At 69.4% G+C, this 20,844-nt stretch carries 19 protein-coding genes; 11 read left to right on the top strand and 8 right to left on the bottom strand.

The window, feature by feature from the left end:
* The first annotated feature begins 1,110 nt into the window (after positions 1-1,110).
* Both ACZ6S0_RS40640 and ACZ6S0_RS40635 read left to right on the top strand, forming a co-directional pair.
* The gene (locus ACZ6S0_RS40640) at positions 1,111-1,521 is read left to right on the top strand and encodes a hypothetical protein (RefSeq protein ID WP_465924655.1); all 411 of its coding nucleotides are present in this window, start codon (positions 1,111-1,113) and stop codon (positions 1,519-1,521) included.
* A gap of 475 nt (positions 1,522-1,996) precedes the next feature.
* A complete protein-coding gene (locus ACZ6S0_RS40635; protein WP_465924654.1) occupies positions 1,997-2,623 on the top strand; it encodes a class I SAM-dependent methyltransferase in 627 nt (208 codons plus the stop codon).
* A 9-nt stretch (positions 2,624-2,632) separates the two neighbouring features.
* Here the strand turns inward: ACZ6S0_RS40635 and ACZ6S0_RS40630 are convergent, their stop codons facing one another.
* Positions 2,633-3,109, bottom strand: a complete 477-nt coding sequence (locus tag ACZ6S0_RS40630) for a YcxB family protein (protein ID WP_465924653.1) — start codon at positions 3,107-3,109, stop codon at positions 2,633-2,635.
* Positions 3,110-3,240: 131 nt separating this feature from the next.
* Here ACZ6S0_RS40630 and ACZ6S0_RS40625 point away from each other — a divergent pair, with 131 nt between their 5' ends.
* The gene (locus tag ACZ6S0_RS40625; protein ID WP_465924652.1) at positions 3,241-4,824 is read left to right on the top strand and encodes a sulfatase family protein; all 1,584 of its coding nucleotides are present in this window, start codon (positions 3,241-3,243) and stop codon (positions 4,822-4,824) included.
* A gap of 58 nt (positions 4,825-4,882) precedes the next feature.
* On the opposite strand, the gene ACZ6S0_RS40620 is transcribed toward ACZ6S0_RS40625, so the two are convergent.
* Entirely contained in the window at positions 4,883-5,329 is a 447-nt protein-coding gene (locus ACZ6S0_RS40620) for an LLM class flavin-dependent oxidoreductase (protein WP_465924659.1), read from the bottom strand.
* 68 nt (positions 5,330-5,397) lie between these two features.
* A complete protein-coding gene (locus ACZ6S0_RS40615) occupies positions 5,398-5,928 on the bottom strand; it encodes an LLM class flavin-dependent oxidoreductase (RefSeq protein WP_465924651.1) in 531 nt (176 codons plus the stop codon).
* Positions 5,929-6,219: 291 nt separating this feature from the next.
* Here ACZ6S0_RS40615 and ACZ6S0_RS40610 point away from each other — a divergent pair, with 291 nt between their 5' ends.
* The 8 genes from ACZ6S0_RS40610 to ACZ6S0_RS40575 all read left to right on the top strand — a co-directional run bounded on the left by ACZ6S0_RS40610 (position 6,220) and on the right by ACZ6S0_RS40575 (position 16,272).
* Positions 6,220-6,741, top strand: coding sequence for a DUF305 domain-containing protein (locus ACZ6S0_RS40610; RefSeq protein WP_465924650.1), 522 nt, complete (start codon positions 6,220-6,222; stop codon positions 6,739-6,741).
* A gap of 276 nt (positions 6,742-7,017) precedes the next feature.
* The gene (locus tag ACZ6S0_RS40605; RefSeq protein WP_465924649.1) at positions 7,018-7,716 is read left to right on the top strand and encodes a FadR/GntR family transcriptional regulator; all 699 of its coding nucleotides are present in this window, start codon (positions 7,018-7,020) and stop codon (positions 7,714-7,716) included.
* A gap of 19 nt (positions 7,717-7,735) precedes the next feature.
* Positions 7,736-8,986, top strand: a complete 1,251-nt coding sequence (locus ACZ6S0_RS40600) for an ABC transporter substrate-binding protein (RefSeq protein WP_465924648.1) — start codon at positions 7,736-7,738, stop codon at positions 8,984-8,986.
* Positions 8,983-9,834: a carbohydrate ABC transporter permease gene (locus tag ACZ6S0_RS40595; RefSeq protein ID WP_344888476.1), complete on the top strand. Its 852-nt coding sequence runs from the start codon at positions 8,983-8,985 to the stop codon at positions 9,832-9,834. The genes ACZ6S0_RS40600 and ACZ6S0_RS40595 overlap by 4 nt, the downstream gene beginning before the upstream one ends.
* Positions 9,831-10,643 (top strand): carbohydrate ABC transporter permease, encoded by an 813-nt coding sequence (locus ACZ6S0_RS40590; protein WP_465924647.1) that lies wholly within the window; start codon positions 9,831-9,833, stop codon positions 10,641-10,643. Before ACZ6S0_RS40595 ends, ACZ6S0_RS40590 begins: the two co-directional genes overlap by 4 nt.
* The gene (locus tag ACZ6S0_RS40585) at positions 10,640-13,585 is read left to right on the top strand and encodes a glycoside hydrolase family 38 N-terminal domain-containing protein (RefSeq protein ID WP_465924646.1); all 2,946 of its coding nucleotides are present in this window, start codon (positions 10,640-10,642) and stop codon (positions 13,583-13,585) included. Before ACZ6S0_RS40590 ends, ACZ6S0_RS40585 begins: the two co-directional genes overlap by 4 nt.
* Positions 13,582-14,826 (top strand): enolase C-terminal domain-like protein, encoded by a 1,245-nt coding sequence (locus ACZ6S0_RS40580; protein WP_465924645.1) that lies wholly within the window; start codon positions 13,582-13,584, stop codon positions 14,824-14,826. The genes ACZ6S0_RS40585 and ACZ6S0_RS40580 overlap by 4 nt, the downstream gene beginning before the upstream one ends.
* A 9-nt stretch (positions 14,827-14,835) precedes the next feature.
* Entirely contained in the window at positions 14,836-16,272 is a 1,437-nt protein-coding gene (locus tag ACZ6S0_RS40575) for a S10 family peptidase (RefSeq protein WP_465924644.1), read from the top strand.
* Here the strand turns inward: ACZ6S0_RS40575 and ACZ6S0_RS40570 are convergent.
* The 5 genes from ACZ6S0_RS40570 to ACZ6S0_RS40550 all read right to left on the bottom strand — a co-directional run bounded on the left by ACZ6S0_RS40570 (position 16,231) and on the right by ACZ6S0_RS40550 (position 20,809).
* Positions 16,231-17,085 (bottom strand): hypothetical protein, encoded by an 855-nt coding sequence (locus tag ACZ6S0_RS40570; RefSeq protein ID WP_465924643.1) that lies wholly within the window; start codon positions 17,083-17,085, stop codon positions 16,231-16,233. The two genes, ACZ6S0_RS40575 and ACZ6S0_RS40570, sit on opposite strands and share 42 nt — an antisense overlap.
* 56 nt (positions 17,086-17,141) lie before the next feature.
* Positions 17,142-17,561 (bottom strand): peptidase inhibitor family I36 protein, encoded by a 420-nt coding sequence (locus ACZ6S0_RS40565; protein ID WP_344888494.1) that lies wholly within the window; start codon positions 17,559-17,561, stop codon positions 17,142-17,144.
* A 292-nt stretch (positions 17,562-17,853) separates the two neighbouring features.
* Positions 17,854-18,630, bottom strand: coding sequence for an SDR family NAD(P)-dependent oxidoreductase (locus ACZ6S0_RS40560; protein WP_465924642.1), 777 nt, complete (start codon positions 18,628-18,630; stop codon positions 17,854-17,856).
* Entirely contained in the window at positions 18,627-19,640 is a 1,014-nt protein-coding gene (locus ACZ6S0_RS40555; RefSeq protein WP_465924641.1) for a DUF4432 family protein, read from the bottom strand. Before ACZ6S0_RS40555 ends, ACZ6S0_RS40560 begins: the two co-directional genes overlap by 4 nt.
* Positions 19,637-20,809 carry a DUF4185 domain-containing protein gene (locus ACZ6S0_RS40550; RefSeq protein ID WP_465924640.1) on the bottom strand — a complete coding sequence of 391 codons (1,173 nt, stop codon included), beginning with the start codon at positions 20,807-20,809 and terminating at the stop codon, positions 19,637-19,639. Before ACZ6S0_RS40550 ends, ACZ6S0_RS40555 begins: the two co-directional genes overlap by 4 nt.
* Positions 20,810-20,844: the final 35 nt, after the last annotated feature.

The following is a 20,844-nucleotide window of genomic DNA, read 5'->3' as shown; positions in this document are numbered from 1 at the left end:
CGTCACACCGGCGTCACGCTGACACAGCACCCCGAGATAGCCATGTACCGACACGAACTATCACGGTCCGTCACCACCGAAAGTGGGCCAGAGTCGAAGACCGTACAGTCCCACACACTCGTAATGAAGGGGTCTGGGGTTCGAATCCCCAAGGCGGCTCCCAGCTCAAAGGCCCTCCGGGATGATCCAGGAGGGCTTTTTGCTGTCGCGTACAGCAGTGTCATTCAGCAGGTGGGCTGATCGCTGCTCGAAGGGGCCCTGATCTTCCTGGCAAGGGGGCCCATGCTGAGCAGGTCTTCGCGGCGAAGTTGGCCATGGTCCGGCGCAGCGGCGAGCAGACGTCCTCGACGTCGCGGTGCAGCCAGGTGAGGAACGCAGAGGGCAGTCGTGCGCCACTGGCCCACGCGATCGCCAGGTCGGCTGTATGACGGTCTGTCGCCGACCCGTAGGCGCTGCCACTTGCACCGGACGCGGGCGATGTCGGTCGACGTGACCAGGCCGGGGACGGTGGTGCACCAGATGCGCTGCCGATTCTTGGTCAGGCCGCAGCCGAGGGCGACCTCGCGCCTGGACGCCAGGACGCTGATGGCCGTGATCGGGAAGCCGATGACGAGCCAGAAGGAGTGGTGTGCCAGTGGCGCCGGGCCCAGAGCCCGGGTGTGATGGCGGCCAGTACTCAAAGCTCTCTGGGCGTTCACTTATCGGGGTCGAGGAAGGTCTTGGTGATGACCGCGCGGAAGGCGCGCCGCACGTTGTGGGAGTCGAGTGGAGTGCCCACGGTCGGGGCGAACACACGGGCGCGTGTTCCATCGCTCGCCCGCCTCCTTCTCGTCCGCCGCCTGCTGTGACCCCGCTGGTACGGCCGGTCTGCTGCACGGCCACGTACGGGGGAACGGTGCGGGAAGCGTTCCGGTGTTCCTCGCGTCCCCGGCTCATCTCTGACCAGGGCAAACACGCCTGATCATGAGGAGCGCAGTGGGCGTCGGCTCTACGTTTGCCCTTCGAGCGCGACTGAGTGCCTGTATGATCACAAACCGCAACAATCGCCCCATCCGTCACAGAGGGCTCCCGAGTTCTGCGAGGACGGTGGGGCTCAGCGGAAGGAAGGGCATGAACATTCGGACCAAGCTCGCGGCCTTGGCCGGCGCTGCGATGGTTTCCACCTGCCTGGTCGCCAGCGCTACGCCGGCATACGCGGCTGGCCCATGCGGCAGCGGTTACTACCAGCTCGACGTATACAAGATCAGCAATAGCTCGGGCAAGACGGTCGGCCGCATACACGTCTACTACTCCAAGTCCACAAAGAAGAACTGCGCCCTCACCTACGCCACGCCCACCAAGCGCGGCTACAAGGAGGTGAGAATCCGTAACGCGGACAAAACGGCATGGTTCGACAGTGACTCGGGGAACTTCCACGAGTACGCGGGGCCGGTTTACGTCTCCGCTCCGGGCGACTGCATCGACATCTCAGGAAAGATCGGCGGCAACGGTGCCACCTACTACGACAGGCACTGTGACTGAGCCGTTCTAGGCGGCTCGTGAGTTGAGGCCCTCTCGGAGAACGCACTGGGAAGGGTACGGCATATGGCGCTTCGCGCGTTTATCCGTGCTCCGCGCGACCTGGAAGGGCGCGCGAAGCGCCATATCCAGCTACCGGGTCTAATGATCTGGATTGTCGTTGAGCCGGTTGAGGGCCTTACAGGCTTCCGGGGCTTCCGGGCTGGCGATCTGTGCGTAGACGTTCATTGGTCACCGAGGTTTGCGAGTGCCGCAGGGTGTGCGTCGTCACGCACGGGTGGACGCCGAGCGCCGCGAGCATCGAGGCACAGGTGGAGGTCGGCGCGGAGCGGAGAACCTGGTCAAAGGCGGGTGGTCGAGCGTTTCTGAGTGTTCTCCTTGAGTTGAGTGACGGTCGCGGGCTTCGACGGGAAGCAGGGGCGATCAGGTTCCGTCGGCCGGCCGTTGTCGAAGGTCTTTGATTGGGCATCATGGCCGCATGACTGTGCGTTATGACGAGGTGATCGGTCCTCTCCGAACGGCGTACGACGACGGTGCCCGACAGCGTGATGTCATGGGCAAGGCCCCGTGGAAGCTGGCAGAGCGGGAGGCGTTTCTGGAACGTCTGCGGGGTCACGGTTGCCGGCGACTGCTGGAGGTCGGCGCAGGGAGCGGTCAGGACAGTGCGTACTTTCAGGAGAACGGGCTGGAAGTCGTGGCTGTCGATCTGTCGCCCGCCATGGTTGCGCTCTGCCGAGAGAAAGGAATTGAGGCCCATGTCATGGACTTTCTGGGTCTCGATTTCGCAGCCGGTTCGTTCGATGCGGTGTACGCGCTGAACTGCTTGCTGCATGTCCCCAACAGTGACCTGGCAGCGGTTCTGGATGCGATCCACGCGCTGATGCGGCCCGGTGGCCTGTTCTTTCTCGGTGTGTACGGCCTGGCCGACGCGACTGAGGAGGGCCCCTTCGAAAGGGACGATCATTACCCGCCCAGGTTCTTCTCGTTCCGTAGCGACGAGCGGCTTCAGGAGTACGCGCGGAAGGCTTTCGAGATCGTGGACTTCCATGTCGTGGAAGTCGGCGGACACAGGTTTCAGTCGCTCACGTTGCGGCGGGCGGTGTGATCGACGGGGTTATGGCGTCGTTCTGGACGGGGGCGTGAGAACGGTGTCGAGTTGGGCCTGCTGTTCCTGGGTGAAGGCGCGGCGGGGGAGGAAGCCGGTGAGTTGCCTGTTCACGAAGAACAGCCAGAATTCGGGGTCGTGCACCACCTGGCTGAAGAAGGACCATCGCATGGAGGAGGTGGTCTGCTCCGTACGGGAGTCGATGCCGTCGTCTGTCACGTGGATCGTGGTGGGAATGCACAGGTAGCCCAGTTGCCTGCGCGCGGTCCGGCGGATCGACCAGGTCAGGGCGAAGGGGAACACGACGGCCCCGGCCAGCATGCCGATGCCCAGGCCCAGGTTCCCGAGGAGGAGGCAGAGCGCGCCCAGCACCAGCAGGACGGCGATCAGGGCCCGGATCGGGACCTTGAGTTGCCGCCGCAGGCCCAGCTTCAACGCTCGCGCCACTTCGTCGGGAGTGGGCTCGTAATCGACCGTGAAATTCAACGTGCCGCCTTGGTGGAGGGGACTGCCGCGGGGGCGAGTGCGTGCCGTGGCCTGGTGGACGGTTGATCGGTCGCGTGGTCGGCGATTAGCATCGCGACTCCGATCTCCCGTCAATTGTCAAAGGGGCGGTCATGTCCGTGACCGGGAATGTTCGCAGGGCCGTGGCGGTGGCGTTAGCCGTCGTCCTGGCCATGACCGTGGCGTCGCAGGCCGGGGCTGGGACGGTTGCCAAGCCCAGACAGCCGAACATCATTTTCTTTCTCGTCGATGATCTTTCGGCCGAATTGCTCCAGTATATGGACGCCGTGAGCGGGCTGGCCCGCGACGGTACGACGTTCAGCAACTACTACGTCTCCAACTCGCTCTGCTGCCCGTCGCGGGCCTCCATGTTCACCGGCCAGTTCCCGCACAACACGGGGGTCGAGACGAACAAGGGGTCCGACGGCGGCGGCTATCGGGCCTTCGAGAAGCACGAGGCGCGGACGTACGCCGCCGCCCTCGACCAGGCCGGCTACCGTACGGGCTACCTCGGGAAATACATCAACGAATACCCGCTGGACGCCGACTACCGCGTGCCCGTCGGCTGGGACGAATGGCATGTGGCGGGCGGGGGCGGATACAGCGAGTTCAAGTACCAGCTCACGCGTTACGTCAAGGAGGAGTCGGCCGGCGACAAGCCCATCGACTCCTCAGACGGGACCTACTTGGTGGACGAACTCGGGCAGCGGGCCGTGGACTTCATCGAACGGTCGAGGCGGCACGCGCCGGGGGAGCCGTTCTTTCTCCAGGTCTCGCCTTTCGCGCCGCATTCCAGGATCGGCGCGAAGCCGGGGGAGAAGGAGCCGCGTTTCCCGCCCGCGCGGCGGGACCGGCCGAAGGACCAGTTCCCCGCCGGGGAGTTCCCGAACGGTGACTGCGGCGGGCCCGACTGCGCCACGATCGACGTGGCCGCGCTGCCCGCGTTCGATGAGGACACGGCCGACAAACCGGCCTGGGTTCGCCGGGAGCCGCTCGGCCCGCAACTCGTCAAGGAGCTGCGTCAGGACTTCCGGGATCGGATCCGCATGGTGCAGTCGGTGGACGACATGGTGGAGCGGGTGCTGGGCACGCTGTCGGACGCGGAGCGGCGCTCGACGTACGTGGTGTTCACCAGCGACAACGGGTTCCACCTGGGGCAGCATCGGCTCCTGCGCGGCAAGTCCACGGCCTACGACCACGACGTACGGGTGCCGCTGCTCGTCAAGCGGCCGGCGGCGGGACGGCGCGGCGACCTGGTGAGCGAGGCCATCGTGCAGAACGTGGACCTCTTCGCGACCTTCCTCGACCTGGCCGGGGTCCGGGACGCGGGAGACCGCGACGGACGCAGCCTGCTGCCGCTCGTCCAGGGGCGCAAGGTCGGGCAGTGGCGGCAGGCGGCGCTGATCGAGCACGTCAGGCCGGATCCGGCCGCGCCCGGCGAGCCGGACCCCGACGCGGAGGAGACGCAGGCGGGAATGCCCGGCTACGCGGCGGTGCGCACCGCCGGGGAGCTGTATGTCGAGTACGAAGGGGTCGAGCAGCCCGAGTACTACGACACGGTGCGGGATCCGCGTCAGGAGTCCAACGACCCCGGCAACGCGAGAACGGCGGAGCTGGCCGAGGTGCTCGATCGGTTGCGGGGGTGCGGGCAGCCGGGGGCCGAGGACTGCTGGCGGGCCGCCTCACACCTGGGCTGAGGCTGGGCTCAGTTCAGAGGGCCTGGTCAGGGCTCAGGACGGGAGCGAGGGGCGGGTGTCAGTTGAGCAGGGTTCTGGTTTCGGCCAGCAGGTCGACCTGGGCTCGCCAGTCGTCGCCGCCCGAGATGCCGATGATCGCGTGGGTCGCCCCGGCCTCGCGGTACTCGGCCAGCCGCTCCGCCGCTGCCTCCGGGTGGCCGGTGAGGGGGATGTCGATGACGTCCTGGAGGGGACGTCCGTAGGCGGAGCCGATGCCTGAGGCGAGCGCCTCCCGGGACGGGAGCCCCGGGCCGTCTCCGAGTGCGGAGGTGCCGCCGATGGCGATCAGCGGGGTGGGGCGGCCGTGTTCGGCGGCCAGCTCCGCCAGTCGGGCCCGGCCCTCGGCGACCTCGCGGGGAGAGATGAGCGACGGGAACCAGCCGTCGCCCAGCCGGGCGGCTCTCCGGATGGCCGCGGGCGAGGCGTTCCCCACCCAAACGGGTGGCATCGTGACGGCGGGGGTCAGCTCGACCGGCTCGCCGCGTTCAACGGCTGGGGTCAGCTCGGCGGGCTCGCCGTGCTCAACGGCTGGGGTCAGCTTGACGGGCTCGCCGCGTTCAACGGCTGGGTCAGTTCGACGGGCTCGCCGCTCTCCTCCGGGAGCGCGGCGGCCGAAGCCCGCTCGTACGACGGCAGCCGCGTCGGCTCGCCCGCCAGCAGCCGGGGCAGCAGTTCCAGGGCCGTGTCCGTACGCCGCCCCCGCTGTGCGTACGCGACCCCGGCCGCCGCCCACTGCCCAGCGCCCCCGCCGGACCCGACCCCGAGCACGAGTCGGTCCCCGGAGACGTACTGGAGGGTCGCGATCTGCTTGGCGGCCCAGGCCAGGGGGCGGATGGCCGGTACGAACACGCTGGTGCCTATTCGGATGCGGCTCGTGGCCGTGGCGGCGGTGGCCAGGACGATGGGCGCGTCCAGCGTGGGCGCGCCGATGGCCAGGTGGTCTCCGTGCCAGACGCCGTCCAGTCCCGCGTCCTCCACGTGCCTGGCGGCCGCGGCGGGCGTGATGCCTTCCCTGCGCTGTACGGCCACCCCGGGCAGGATGACGCCGATCTCGAGATTTCCCACGAGGACCACCCTGCAACCTCAAGCCAGGTTGACGTCAACGGGGAAACCGATGGCGGGGACGGGCGATCGGCGAAACGAGGTCGCGCCGTGACCGAACCACACCCTGGCGTACGTCGCCGAGGTGCGGGGGCGCCCGGGGGACGTGATGACGCGGGCCAGGAGTTTCGTGCCCATGCGCCAGGCTGGAGCACCCGCTGTGAGCGGTTTGTCCCGAAGCGTGGGAGTGCTCTTGCGTGCCTGCCCGTGATCGATTAGGAAGGTTTCCTATCTATATACAGGGAGTTGAGGCGGGTGCGCGCAGTCTTAGCGATCCTCGGGCTCCTCCTGGCCACCGCCTGTGGGCAGGCCCAGCCCGAGTCGCCGGTCAACGCCGAGGACGTGATGTTCGTGCAGATGATGGTGCAGCATCACCGCCAGGGCATCGAGATCGCCAAGGTGGGCACGTCCCGTACCAAGAATCCCGAGGTCAAGACGCTGACCGCGGCCATCGAGAGCACGCAGCAGGACGAGGTCGAGAGGATGCTGCGCTGGCTGCACGCCTGGGGCCAGCCGCTGACGCCCGCGACCGGCGCGCACGACCACCACGGCGGCATGCCCGAGACCGACCTCAAGCAGATCGAGTCGCTGCGGAAGTCGAAGAACTTCGACTACGACCTGCTCAACCTGCTGATCGCGCATCAGGACGACGCCGTCCAGATGGCCGCGGCGGAGGTGTCGGGCGGGGCCAACCCCGAGGTCCAGGAGTGGGCGGCTCAGGTGCAGACGTCCCGCCGGGGGCAGATCGACATGATGATGAACCTCGTCAAGCGGTGAGGCGGCGGCCAGTGCGGCTTCCCCGCGCCTGTTCCTAGCGGGCGGACCCGACGCCCCGGGTGACTCGACGTCCGGGGCGTTCTGGGCGTTCCGGGTGTCTCGGCGTTCGGGGTGTCTCGATGTGCCGTGTGCTGCGGGCTGTGCGCGCACGAAGTCTCGTCCGAAGCCCCGCCAGGAGCCCGGGTGTGTCGCGCAACACGTCATCACAGCTCTCAGGTAACGAAATCCAAGTTCCTCATAGACGGCAAGGGGAGAAAAGTGATTAGATCACTTGATATGTCCGAGGTAGCGCGGCCCACGCTTTCCGACGCTCTGACCGAGCGCATGCTGGAGCTCATCCGTACAGGAGGGCACCGGCCAGGCGACAGGCTGCCCTCGACCAGGGAGCTCTCCCAGCGCTTCGCCGTCACCACCCCGACGCTGCGCGAGGCGCTACGCAGACTCGAGGCCACCGGGGCCATCGAGCTGCGCCATGGCTCCGGCATCTATGTCGGAGCGGACATCGAGCGGCTGGTCCTGCCCAACCCGAACATGCGCGAGATGCACGCCGCGCAGCTCCTCGACCTGCTCGGCGCGCGGATCGTCATCGAACCCCCGCTGGCGGCCCTGGCCGCCGAGAACGCCGGTCACGAGGAGTTGGCGGCGCTCAAGCGGGTGCTCGACGAGGCGGGCAGGCACCTGCGCGGCGAGGACGCCGAACTGCACGACGCCAACATGACCTTCCACCGGGCGACGGCCGGGATGGCGGGCAACAGCGTGCTGCACGAGATCGTCGACTCGCTGCTCACCGTCCACGGCCCGGAGCAGCGGGAGATCCTGCAGATCTTCGACGACCGGCGCCGTGACTACGACGAGCACCTGGCGATCCTGGAGGCCATCGAAGCACGTGACGCGGCGCAGGCCGAGGCACGGATGAGGGCCCACCTGGTCGACGTGAAGACGGTTATAGAGAACAGGGTGCAATCCCCCCTATGAGATCCAAGGAGGCCGGCCCATGTTCCGGTCACGTGTGGCCACGCTCGGCGTGGCGGCTCTGGTCCTGACCGCCTGCGGTGGCAACGGCGCCGCGACGCAAGAGAAGAAGACCGAGCTGACGCTGTACAACGACAAGGGTGCGTGGACGAAGTACTTCGACGAGATGGGCGCCCTGTCCAAGCAGCGCATCGGCCTGGGCATGAAGCCGACCGGGTACACGGACTCGGCGCAGTACCAGGCGTTCATCAAGGCGTCGTTCCGTACGAACGTCAAGCCCGACCTGTTCACCTGGCAGACCGGGGGGATGCTGGAGGAGATCGTCAAGCAGAAGCAGGTGGCCGACACCACGGCCATCTGGCAGGAGGCGATCAAGGCGGGCGACCTCTCGCAGGACCTCCTGCCGTACTACACGGTCGGCGGCAAGCAGTACTGCGTGCCCATGAACGTCGCCTACTGGGGCATGTTCTACAACAAGAAGATCTTCGACCAGCACGACCTGAAGCCCCCGCAGACGTGGGACGACCTCGTGCAGGTCGCCGAGACCCTCAAGAAGAACGGGGTCAAGGCGTTCTACCACACCAGCGTGCTGTTCTCGTTCGTCTGGTTCGAGCAGCTCATGGCCGGCACCGACCCCGACCTGTACGACCGGCTGTCCACCGGCAAGGCGAAGTACACCGACCCCGGCGTGGTCCAGGTGATGGAGAAGTGGAAGCAGCTCATCGACGCCGGCTACTTCATCAACCCGGGAGACAAGACCGACCCCGGTGACGTGCTGAAGAACGGCAAGGCCGCGATGGTGTCGTTCGGCACCTGGTTCAACACCAGCATGGCCACGCGGGAGATGAAGGCGGGCACCGACTACGACTTCTTCGTCATCCCTAACGTCAACCCGGCGCTGCCCAAGACCTCGATGATCTTCGAGAGCGGGCCGCTGTGCTCGCTGACCAAGGCGGCCGATCCCGAGGCCAGCACGAAGTACCTCAAGTGGTGGACGTCCTCCGAGGCCCAGGAGAAGTGGGCGACCAGCCGCGGTGACGTGAGCGCCAACCCGAAGGTCGTGATCGACGACAAGGCGCTCGGCGCGGTCACCAAGGACGCGGGCGGCGGCAAGTACCGCCTGGTCAACCGCTACTTCGAGGCCACGCCGCCGCCTGTGCTGAGCGCCGCGCTCGACGGGTTCAGCAAGTTCGTGACGGAGCCGGGCACGTACAAGGAGGTCCTGGAGACCATCCAGAAGGCCGCCGACGAGTACTGGAGCACGCATCAGTGAGTGCTCGAGCCCCGAGGTTCGGCCGGTTCAGGTACGGCTACGTGGCGCCCGCGGCGCTGCTGGTCGCGGTGCTGCTCTACGCGCCGTTCCTGTGGACGGCCTACCTGAGCCTGACCCGCTACGACGGCCTGGAACCGCCCGCGTGGAGTGGCCTGGCGAACTTCGCCAAACTGTTCGACGACGCCGCGCTGCTCACCTCGACCCGCAACACGCTCATCTGGGTGATCGGCACGATGGTGCTGCCGGTCGGGCTCGGCCTGCTGGTCGCGGTGCTGTCGTACGACATCAGGGGCGGCGCGTGGTTCCGGGTGCCGTTCATGCTGCCGTACGCGCTGAGCGGCGCGGGCCTGGCCATGGTGTGGAGCCCGATCCTGTCCCATGACGGCATCGCGAACCTGCTGCTCGGCGTGGACACCGCGTTCCTGCAGGAGGCCCCGGCCAACACGTTCGCGATGCTGGCCGTCTGGACGTGGCAGCAGCTCGGCGTGAACACGCTGCTGTTCGTCGTGGGGCTCCAGTCGATCCCCAGGGAGCCGGTCGAGGCCGCGCGGATCGACGGGGCCTCGGGGTGGCGGTTGTTCCGGCACGTGATCTGGCCGCTCATGCGTCCGCTGACGGCGGTCGTGGTGGGGCTGGCGCTGGTGGCGAGCCTGAAGACGTTCGACATCGTGTGGGTGCTGACGCAGGGCGGGCCTGGGCGCAACTCGGAGACGCTGGCGGTGACCATGTACAAGGAGACGTTCGTGGCCGGCGACTACGGTTACGGCTCGGCGGTGGCGGTGCTGCTGACCGTCGTGACGGGGCTCGCGTCCTACCTCTACCTGCGCAGGCAGGTGACGGCCACATGATCAGGCGCGCCGTTCTCGTCGTGCTCGGGCTGGTCTGGCTCGGGCCGACGTACCTGCTGCTCGTCAACGCCTCGCGGCCGGCCAGCTCGTACGACCCGGGCAGCGCCTGGGCGCCCTCCGGCGACTTCGCGCTGTTCGAGAACTTCGGCAAGGCCCTGGAGAGCGCGAACCTCACGCAGAGCCTGGCCTCCACCGCGCTCTACAGCATCCTGTCGCCGCTGCTCGGCGTGATCATCGGGGCGCTGGCCGGGTACGTGATCGTGGTGCTGCGGCTGAGGGGCGGGTTCTGGTGGTTCCTGCTGATCTTCGGCGGCACCGTGTTCCCCTCCCAGATGCTGCTCGTGCCGCTCTTCGTCGGCTACAGCGACGCCGGCCTGTACGACAGCCGCCTCGGCATGATCCTCATCTACACGGCCGTCAACGTGCCGCTGGCCGCGTTCGTCCTGCGGAACTTCTACTCCGGCGTGGCCTTCTCGATCTTCGAGGCCGCCCGGATGGACGGGGCCTCGACGTGGCGGATCTTCTGGCGCATCTACCTGCCGATCTCGCTCACCGCGCTGACGGCCGTGTTCATCCTCGAGTTCACCTTCATCTGGAACGACCTCGTCTTCGGCCTGACCCTGACCCAGACCGAGGAGGTACGGCCGGTGATGACGGCCATCGCGGGCCTCATGTCCGACGTGTACGCCGGCACCCCGGTGCCCGTCGGCCTGGCCGCCGGGCTCGTGGTCTCGTTGCCGACCGTGCTGTTGTTCCTCGCCACCCAGCGCCTCTTCGCCAGGGGCCTGTCTCTAGGGAGTGTTCAATGACCAGCCGGTTGCTCCAGCGCAGCCTGGGGAGCCCCGACTACGACGGGATCAGGCAGGCGCTGCGCGACGACACCTCGACGCCCGTCATCAGCGTGCGCGGGCTGGAGGTACGGGTCGCGGTGCTGCCGCTGTTCACCCACGACGGCCGCCAGGCGGTCCGGGTCTCCAGCACCGTGCCCCTGACGCACGTGCTGGTCGGCGTCGACAGCGCGTCGGGCAGCGACGTGACGCTGCTGGTGCCCGAGGTGGACGCGCCGCGCGTGCTGACCCTGGAGTGCCGCGACGACGCCGGCGTGGTCGGCAGCGCGCAGGTCACGGTGACCCCGCAGCGCAAGTGGAGCGTGTTCGTGGTGCACCACTCGCACCTCGACATCGGCTACACCGACCCGCAGGGCACCGTGCTGCGCCACCACCTCGACTACCTCGACGCGGCGGTGCGGCTGGCCGAGGAGACCTCGTCCTGGCCGGACGACGCCAGGTTCCGGTGGTCGGTCGAGTCGTCGATGCCGGCGCTGAAGTGGCTCGACGCCCGGCCCAAGGAGCTGGTCGACTCGTTCGCCGCGCTGGCCAGGGCGGGCCAGATCGAGGTGACCGCGCTGCCGTTCCAGCTCCACACCGAGGCGTGCTCGACCGAGGAGCTGCACCGTCAGCTCCGCTTCACCGCCCAGCTCGAACGCCGCCACGGGTTCACGACCAGGTCGGCCATGCACACCGATGTGCCGGGGGCGGTCGTGGGCCTGGTGGACGCGCTCAGCGCGGCGGGGGTGCGCTACCTGGCCGCCGCGCACAACTGGGCGGGCCGGTCGGTGCCGTACCTGCACGGCGGCGACAAGCTCACCCGGCCGTTCCGCTGGCGGGCGCCCAGCGGGAACGAGATCATCGTGTGGTTCACCGACACGCCGCACGGCATGGCGTACATGGAGGGCAACACGGTCGGGCTGACCGACTCGTACGAGCTGGCCGACGATCTCCTGCCGCGTTACCTGTCGGCGCTGGCCACGCGGGGTTACCCGTACGGGCCGGGGACGTTCGGCTGGCAGGGTCCTGACGCGCCGAAGGAGCCGTACGAGCTGGACGCGCTGCACCTGCGCGTGCAGGGCGCGCACGCCGACAACGCGGGCCCGTCGATCGTGCCGGCCACGATCGCGCGCCGGTGGAACGAGCAGTGGGCCTACCCGCGTCTGCGCTCGGCGGTCAACAGCGACTTCTTCGAGCACGTCGAGGAGCGCTACCACGACCGGCTGGCCGTGCACGAGGGCGACTGGACCGACTGGTGGGCCGACGGGCTCGGCTCGGGCGCGCGTCCCCTCGGCTACGTACGCCGGGCGCAGTCGGCGCTGCGGGTGGCCGAGACGCTGCACACCATCGCCGGCGTGGACGCCACCGAGCAGGTGGACGCCGCCTACGACAAGGTCGCCCTGTTCAACGAGCACACCTGGGGCGCGGCCAACCCGTGGGAGGACGCCGAGGAGGGGGGCGACTCCGGCGGCCTGCAGTGGACGCGCAAGTCGTCCGGCGCGTACGCGGCCCAGGACGACGCGTCCGACCTGTTGCACGCCGGGGTCCGCAGGTTCGCCGCGGCGCTGTCGGAGGCGGGCACCGAGGGTGGCGCGCTGGCCTCGTTCGCCGTCTTCAACCCGGGCACCCGCGCCAGGACCGACGTCGTGCGCGCGTTCCTGCCCCGCGACGTGGTGGGCCTGGAGGTGCCGATCGCGCTGGTGGACTCGCGTACCGGGCAGACGCTGCCGCACCACGAGGAGCCGGTGTTCCCGGAGGAGTGGCCGACCCGGCCGATCGGGCGGCACGTGCACGCCGTCGTGCCCGGCGTCCCGGGATACGCCTACGCGCGGGTGGACGTGGTCCCCGGCGAGTCCCAGGCCCCCGATCCGGTCGCGCTCGACCCGAGCGGGGTGATCGAGAACGAGTTCTACCGCGTCGCGTACGACGTCAGTGAGGGCTACGTCAGCTCGATCTTCGACAAGCGGGCCGGGCGGGAGCTGGTCAACGGCGAGGCCGCGGCGGGCTTCGGCCAGTACGTCTACGACCAGTACGCCACCGCCCCGCACTTCAACCACCTGTCGGGACACGTCGGCGCGCACGACCGCACGCTGCTCGGCGACCGCGCCATCGGCACGCACGCCACGATCCGCGAGGCGCGGCGGACGGCCGTCGGCGAGCGGCTCGTCGTGGAGCTGCGCGGCAAGGGCGTCGACTGGATCCGCGCCACGATCGAGGTGTACCACGGGGTGCCCAGGGTCGACCTGACCTACCAGCTCGCCAAGCAGGGCACCCCGGCCAAGGAGGCGGTCTTCCTGGCCTTCCCGTTCGCCGCGGGCGGGGCCACCGCCTGGGAGCTGACCGGCGGCGTCGGCGGGCCGGACGTGCCCAGGGTGCCGGGCTCGGCCGAGTACATGCTGCCGATCAGGCACTGGATCGCCTTCGAGGACCCCGAGCTGACCATCGCCTGGGCCACGCTGGAGGCCCCGCTGGTGCAGCTCGGCACCATCCACATGCCGTACGCGCCCTTCCCGCCCACCCTCGACCAGGAGGACGGCACGGTCTACTCCTGGGCGCTCAACAACATCTGGGACACCAACTTCCCCGCGCAGCAGCAGGGCGAGACCACGTTCCGCTACGCGGTGACCTCGGAGGCGGGCGTCCAGGGCCGGCGGCTCGGCGCGGCGGTGGCCTCCGGGCTGACCGAGCCGTTCGTCGGGGCGCTGATCACCGACAGCCCCGAGGTGTCGGAGGCGTACGTGTCGGTGGACCATCCCGACGTGCTGGTCACCTCGCTCGGGCGGGACGGCGACGAGCGGGTGGTCAGGCTGCAGTCGCTGGCGGCCGAGCCGGTCGAGGTCGAGGTGGCGATGCCGGGTTATGAGACGATCGAGGTTCGGCTGCCCGCGTGCGGTGTGGCCGTGGTCAGGGGGACGCGTCAGTGAAGATCGTTGACATCAGGGCCACGACGGTCGCGGTCCCGCTGGAGGCGCCGCTGCGGCACAGCAACGGCGCACACTGGGGCCGGTTCGTGCGCACGATCGTCGAGGTCGAGGCCGACAACGGGCTGGTCGGCCTGGGGGAGATGGGAGGCGGGGGTGAGAGCGCCGAGGGGGCCTTCCGCGCCCTGGTGCCGTATCTGAAGGGGCACGACCCGTTCCAGCTCGAAGCGCTGCGCTTCAAGATCGCGAACCCGACGGCCTCGCTCTACAACAACCGTACGCAGCTCCTGGCCGCCATCGAGTTCGCCTGCCTCGACCTGGTCGGCCAGCATCTCGGGGTGCCGGTGCACGACCTGCTCGGCGGGCGGATCCGCGACGAGGTGCCGTTCGCGTCGTACCTGTTCTTCCGGTACGCCGCCGACGGCCACCCCGAGATCCGCACGCCCGAGCAGCTCGTCGAGCACACGGCCCGGCTCAAGGAGGCGCACGGGTTCACCGTCCACAAGCTCAAGGGCGGCGTGTTCCCGCCGGACCACGAGCTGGAGTGCTATCGCGCGCTGGCCGAGGCGTTCCCCGGCGACCGGCTCAGGTACGACCCGAACGCCGTGCTGTCGGTGGCCGAGGGCCTGCGGTTCGGCAGGGCCATCGAGGGCCTGAACAACGACTACCTGGAGGACCCGGTCTGGGGGCTCGAGGGGATGCGGACCGTCAGGGAGCAGGTGAGGGTGCCGCTGGCGACCAACACCGTCGTGGTCAACTTCGAGCAGCTCGCCTCGAACGTGCTGCGCAGGAGCGCGGACGTGATCCTGCTGGACACGACGTTCTGGGGCGGGATCAGGCCGTGCGTGAAGGCGGCGGGGGTGTGCGAGACCTTCCAGCTCGGGGTGGCCGTGCACTCGTCGGGGGAGCTGGGCATCCAGCTCGCGACCATGCTGCACCTGGGCGCGGTGCTGCCGAACCTCACCTACTCCGCCGACGCCCACTACCACCAGCTCAGGGACGACGTGATCGAGGGCGGCAGGATGGCGTACTCGGAGGGCGCCATCCCGGTGCCGTCGGGCCCGGGGCTGGGCGTGCGGCTGGACCCGGACCGGGTGGCCCGCTACGCCGAGCTGTACCGGGAGCTGGGCGGCTATCCGTACGACCGCGATCCGGGCAGGCCGGGCTGGTACGCCACGGTGCCCAACGAGCGGTTCGCCGACCCGGGGGTGGAGGCTGACCTGGACACGGGGACCGCAGAATAATGTCCAGGTATGTCTGAAGAGTCGAAGCCTGCCTCCCCAGCCGACAACCTCGTCACCACCTCCCACACCCTGCCGTCCGGCCAGTCGTACACCGCCACCACCGGCACCATGGTGCTGCGTGAGGAGGTGGTCACCGACGGCACGTTCGAGGGACTGCGGCCCAAGGCCGAGGTGTTCGTCACCGCGTACACGCTCGACGGGGCCGAGCCGCTGAGCAGGCCGGTCACGTTCGCCTTCAACGGCGGGCCCGGGTCGTCCAGCGTGTGGCTGCACCTGGGGGTGCTCGGGCCGCGCCGGGTCGTGATGGGGGACGCGGGGGCGCTGCTGCCGCCCCCGTACGGGCTGGCCGACAACGAGGAGAGCCTGCTCAGGGTGAGCGACCTGGTCTTCATCGACCCGGTCTCCACCGGGTTCTCGCGGGCGGCCGCGGGGGAGAAGGCGGAGCCGTTCCACGGCTTCGCCGGCGACCTGGAGTCCGTCGGCGAGGTGATCAGGCTGTGGACCACCAGGAACGGGCGGTGGATGTCGCCGAAGTTCCTGGCGGGCGAGTCGTACGGCACCGTGCGGGCCGCCGGGCTGGCCGACCACCTCCAGTCGCGGTACGGCCTGTTCCTCAACGGCGTGATGCTGATCTCCTCGGTGCTGGACTTCCAGACCATCCGCTTCACCGAGGGCAACGACCTCGCCTACAGCCTCTTCCTGCCGACTTACGCGGCTGTCGCGCACTATCACGGCCTGCACGGCGACCGGCCGCTGGCCGACGTTCTCCGCGAGGCCGAGGCGTACGCCGAGCGCGACTACCCCTGGGTGCTGGCCCGCGGCAGCCGGCTCACCGGCGAGGAGCGCTCGGCCGCGGTCAGCGAGATCGCCCGGCTGACCGGGCTCAGCGAGGACTACGTCGACCGGGTGGACCTGCGGATCGAGCACCACCGGTACTTCACCGAGGTGCTGCGCTCGCAGCGTAAGGTCGTCGGGCGCCTCGACAGCCGCTTCACCGGCTGGGACAGGGACGCCGGGGCCGAACGGTTCTCGGCCGACCCCAGCATGAACGCGATCATGGGCCCCTACAGCGCCGCGCTCAACCACTACCTGCGCACGGAGCTGGGTTACGCCAACGACCTGCCGTACGAGGTGCTCACCTCGCGCGTGCAGCCGTGGTCGTACCAGGAGTTCGAGGGCGCGCACGTCACGGTGGCGGGCAGGCTGGCCGCGGCCATGCGCACGAACCCGCACCTGCGCGTGCACGTGGCCTGCGGCTACCACGACGGCGCGACCCCGTACTACGCGGCCGAGCACGCCTTCGCCCACCTGCCCCTGCCCGCCGAGCTGACCGGCAACATCGAGTTCAGGTACTACGAGGCCGGCCACATGATGTACGTCCACGAGCCGAGCCGGCTGGCGCAGTCAGCGGACCTGGCGGCTTTCGTGCTCGGTGAGCAGGTGTGAGGCCCGGCTCAGGCGCTGCCTGAGATTGGCCCGCAGGGCGGCGAAGCGCTCCGGGTTGTCGTGGACGACCGTCCGCTGCAACTCGGCGTCGGCCGCGTACCAGGCGGCGACCAGGCCCGACGACCACTTGCAGGCGGTGTCGGCGGTCGCGGTCTGCTTCTCCTCCTCGCTCACGGGCGGTTTGTCGAGATCCCAGCGGCCGTCGGCGATGGCCGCCTCAGGAGCCGGGTAGGAGAACCCGGCCTTGGTCATGCACGACTGCCAGCGCTTGACCGCCGTGGTCACCGACGGGTGCTTGGCGGCCTGTTCCAGCGTGAGCGAGTCCTGCAGGGCCAGCCACGGCCAATCGGCCTTGCGCGCCCCCTTGTCCAGGGTGAGCGTCGCGCGGTCCAGGCAGCCCCGGTCGGCCGCGGTGCCGTACAGCCGGTGCCGGGCCCGGATGGGCAGCTTGCCGGCCCACGCGCCGGTCGTGTCGGGAGAGGGCGGTCTGGCCAGGTGGTATCCGTGGCTCCTGGCCGCCGCGACGTCGGCGACGCCGTAGCGGCGGGAGTTGCCGGGGTCCACGGCGGAGATGGTGTCCGGGTCCTCGGCGGGTGGCTTGATGGTGATGCCCTGGCGGCGCATGCACTGTACGACGAGTTGGTTGTGGGCGTTGCCCAGGACGGCCCGCTGCTCGGGAGTGGTCTTGTAGGCGTCGAACGGCAGCACGAGCTGCGACACCGAAGTGACGCCCCGTACGGGCGCCGGCGGCGCGGGCTCTTCTGCGCCGCAGGCCGCGGTGGTCGTCACCAGCAGCAGGGCGCTGGCGAGCACTCCGCGGCAGCCGGTTTCCGGCGGCCAAGCCCGGAAACCGGCACTCCCTTTATTGCTTAGCGGCACCAGATGTCGAGCGCGCTGGCGCGGTTGTTGCCGATGGCGTTGTTCGCCAGGAAACCGTCGTTCGAGTTGTGCGTGAACGTGCTGTGCGCACCGGTGTAACCGGGGTGCTGCCAGAGCGTGGCGGCGCAGCCGATGCGGTTGCGGATCGAGCTGGTCTCGTTGTTCATGCTGTGCCAGGAATTGCTGAAGTCCCAGTTCAGCCAGTTGTTGTCGGCGAAGTTCGAGTCGTCCGCGGTGAAGTCCCGCCAGTGGTCGATCTGACCGCGGTTGTAGTCGAAGCCGGCGTACAGGCAGACCCGACCGCCGTAGCAGGTCGAGCGGGGGCTCGCCGCCGCGGCGGCGGCGGGGGCGGCCACGGCGAACAGCGCGACCGCCGCGACGAAGCCGGCGGCCTTCTTGGATAGCCTCACAGGTCTCTCCTCGATCGGTGAGTCGTTTCGACCTCGGTAACTTAGCGTGCCGTTTCGCATGCGAGGCGTCATGACTCGCAGCGCGAAAGGGCTGCGCGCCCGGATGAGGGTCGCGTGCCCCGGCCCGCTCGAAACCCACTCGTACCAGGGCTGTGAACGGCGAGTTCGTCGCATTGACGCAACTCTTGCCAGCTCGGGTGGGTGACCGGAGGAACCCGTGGCCTTTGCTCGACCTACTCGGGAGGCATTGTTTGGGGGCGCCCAATTCGGCGGCCCCCAATTGAGGACGGCGTCATTCGGGAAGCGCCGCGGGGTTCTGCGCCAGCAGGCCGCCGTCCACGCGGTGCTCGGCCCCCGTGATGAACGACGACCGCGGCCCCGCCAGGAACGCCACCAGCTCCGCCACCTCCTCCGGCCGTCCCACGCGGCCCAGCGGGTGGGCCCGGCCCCACTGCGCCACCTGCTCCTCCTGGGACAGCTCGCCCCGCCACAGGTCCGCCGCCCAGCGCAGCATGGGGGTGTCGACCGAGCCGGGGCAGACCACGTTCACCCTGATGCCGTCGGGCGCGTGGTCGAGCGCCATGGCCCTGGTCAGGCCGTTGAGCGCGGCCTTGCTCGCGGTGTAGGCCGCCACCCGCGCCTGCGAGGAGAACGCCTGCACCGACGACATGACCACGATCGAGCCGCCGCCGCGGGCGCGCAGCGCGGGGACGGCGGCCCCGCAGGTGAGGTAGACGCCCTTGAGGTTGATGTCGAGCACCTCGTCCCAGACCTCCTCCGGGGTGTCCTCGACGGTGCCGTAGCGCTGCACGCCCGCGCAGGTCACCACGACGTCGAGGCCGCCGTACCGGGAGACGGCCAGGTCAACCAGGCCGCGTACGTCCTCGGCCCGGCGCACGTCGGCGATCCTGCCGGTCACGTGCGCGCTGTCGAGTTCGGCGCCCTTGTCGACCCCGCAGAACACCACGGACGCGCCGCCGTCGGCCAGCCGGTCGACCACCGCCCGCCCGATCCCCATCGAACCCCCCGTGACCAGCGCCACCTTGCCGTCGAACTCACGCTCGTTCACGCCAGCACCTCCGCGCGCAACCTCAGCACCTTCGTTTCGTACGGGTCCAGGACGAGGGCCGTGCCGTTGGCCACGGCGGCGGCCAGGCCATCGGTCGGCATGCTGGAGAACGGCTCCAGCCCGACCGTGTACACCCGCCCCCACCACGGGTGACCGGTGGACGCCCCCAACTCCTGCCACATCCACAGGTACGGCAGCAGCGTCGCATCCCACTCCACCCGCATACCGATATCCCCGGAGATCTCATACCAACCCTCGTCGAAGCCGGTCAGATAGACGATCTCGCTCGGCGCCCCCCGCTCGGGCACCACGCTCAGGTCCGTCTCGCCCCCGCCGTCGGCCGGGACCACGGGCCACTGCCACGGCCCGCCCGCCCGCACCCTGCGCCCCGCCTCCGGGTTGATCGCGCTCTCGTGCGGGATCACGGTCACGCCCTCCGGCAGCCTGATCCGGGCGCCGGGACGCAGGAACGGCAGGCCGTACACGATGTGCTGACCCCACATCGCGTGCAGCGGCAGGTCCGACTCGTTCGTGGCCCGCCCCTCGATCTCCAGCGCCGCCGTGCCCGTGCGCAGCCGGAAGACCTTCTCCACCCGGTACGGCAGCCGCCGCGTCCGCACGCTCAGCCGTACCGCGACCTCCTCGGGGGAGTCGGCCACCACCGCGCACTCCCACGGCAGCCCGGACACCTCGCCGTGCTGCGCCAGCCGCGCGCCCCGGTACTCGCTGGGCGCGCCGCCGTTGGGGAAGACCTCCTGCCAGCCGCCCTCGTAGTGGTCGGTGAACCGGGCGACGTCGTCGGACGCACCCTGGAGGTGGTCGCGCGGGTCGCGCAGGCCCTGGGGGGAGAGCCAGACGAGGTCGGTGTCGGTGGGCTTGTGCAGGAACTCCACCACGTCACCGCCCTTGCCCGGCAGGACCGTCACGCGCAGCCGCTCGTTCTCCAGCGTGACCGCCCGCAGCCCGTCGATCGTGCCGAGCCGCAGGCGGGCCGCCCAGTTGCGTCTCACCCGAACGTCACGTCCAGGAACCGGGGCCGGTAGATGGAGACGTCGCGGTAGTGGTCGGTGTTGACGAAGCTGTTGACGTTGTACGACACCACGAGCCCGCCACCCGCGATGTCGGGATGGGCGTGGGCGTTGTAGGTGAAGACGTCCCCGCGGGTCTCGGGGGTGGTGTAGACGTGCTGCTTGCCGGTGAACGGCCCGGCGGGCGAGCAGGCGGAGTAGGCCACGATGTTCGGGCTCAGCACCTCGGTGGTGTCATGCGTGATCAGCACGTATCCGGAGCCGACCCGGCTGACGCTGTACTCGTTCGCGACGCCGCCCATCACCCGGGCCGAGTCGGCCTCGTTCGCCGACCAGGTGCCGTCGGCCCTGCGGTACTCCCATCTGCCGAGCAGGCTCTCCCCCTGGACCCGGGCGAGGTGCATGTACTTGGCCGAGCCGAGGTCCTCGACGCCGTAGACGTAGGTGTGGCCGCCGTCCTTCAGCACCGCGGAGGCCCAGGCCACGCCGCGCCCTGAGGGCAGGTCGTGCACGCTGATGGGCCGCTCCAGCCGACCGGGGGCGAACCTGGCCACCACGTTGCGGTGCCAGCGCCAGTCCCAGGCGCCGGTGCCGTAGCGCTCGTACTCCTGGTAGGTGACCTCCACGATCCCGCCGGCCAGTGTCGCGTCGCCGGCCCAGTACCAGTGCTTGCTGTCGCGCGGGGGCATCACGGCCGTGGGCTTTGCCTCGGTGCCGTCGTGGATGGTGGACAGCCGGCCGTCGCGCTCGACGGCGAAGGAGTTGTTGAGGAAGACCGTCGTGCCGCCCTCCTCGACCACGGGCGGCCGGGTGCCGTCGGGGTTGACCCGGCCGAGGAAGGTGTCGGAGAACACCCACAGCTCGCGTCCGTTCGGGAGCTTGAGCGAGTAGGTGCCGTCGGCGCCCGTCCAGTCGTCGAGGCGGCTGTTGTCGTTGCCGTAGGTGGTGAACAGGTTGGTCAGGCGGGCGTTGGTGGTGGCGCCCTGGACGGTGGGGGCACAGGCGGCGGCGGCCGTGACCGCGGCCTGCTGCCGCTCCTGCGCCGACGGCACCGGTTTGGGCGGGGCGGCCCAGGCCGGCTGCGGTACGGCCGTGAAGCCGAGCAACGCGATGGCGAGGGGTGCCAGGGCTGAGCGGAATCGCGTCATCATGTTTTCCTTGGGGGAGGGGGTTCCCTACAGTTCTA

Source organism: Nonomuraea sp. NPDC051298, assembly GCF_055586305.1.
This window is presented reverse-complemented; position numbering and strand designations above follow the sequence as displayed.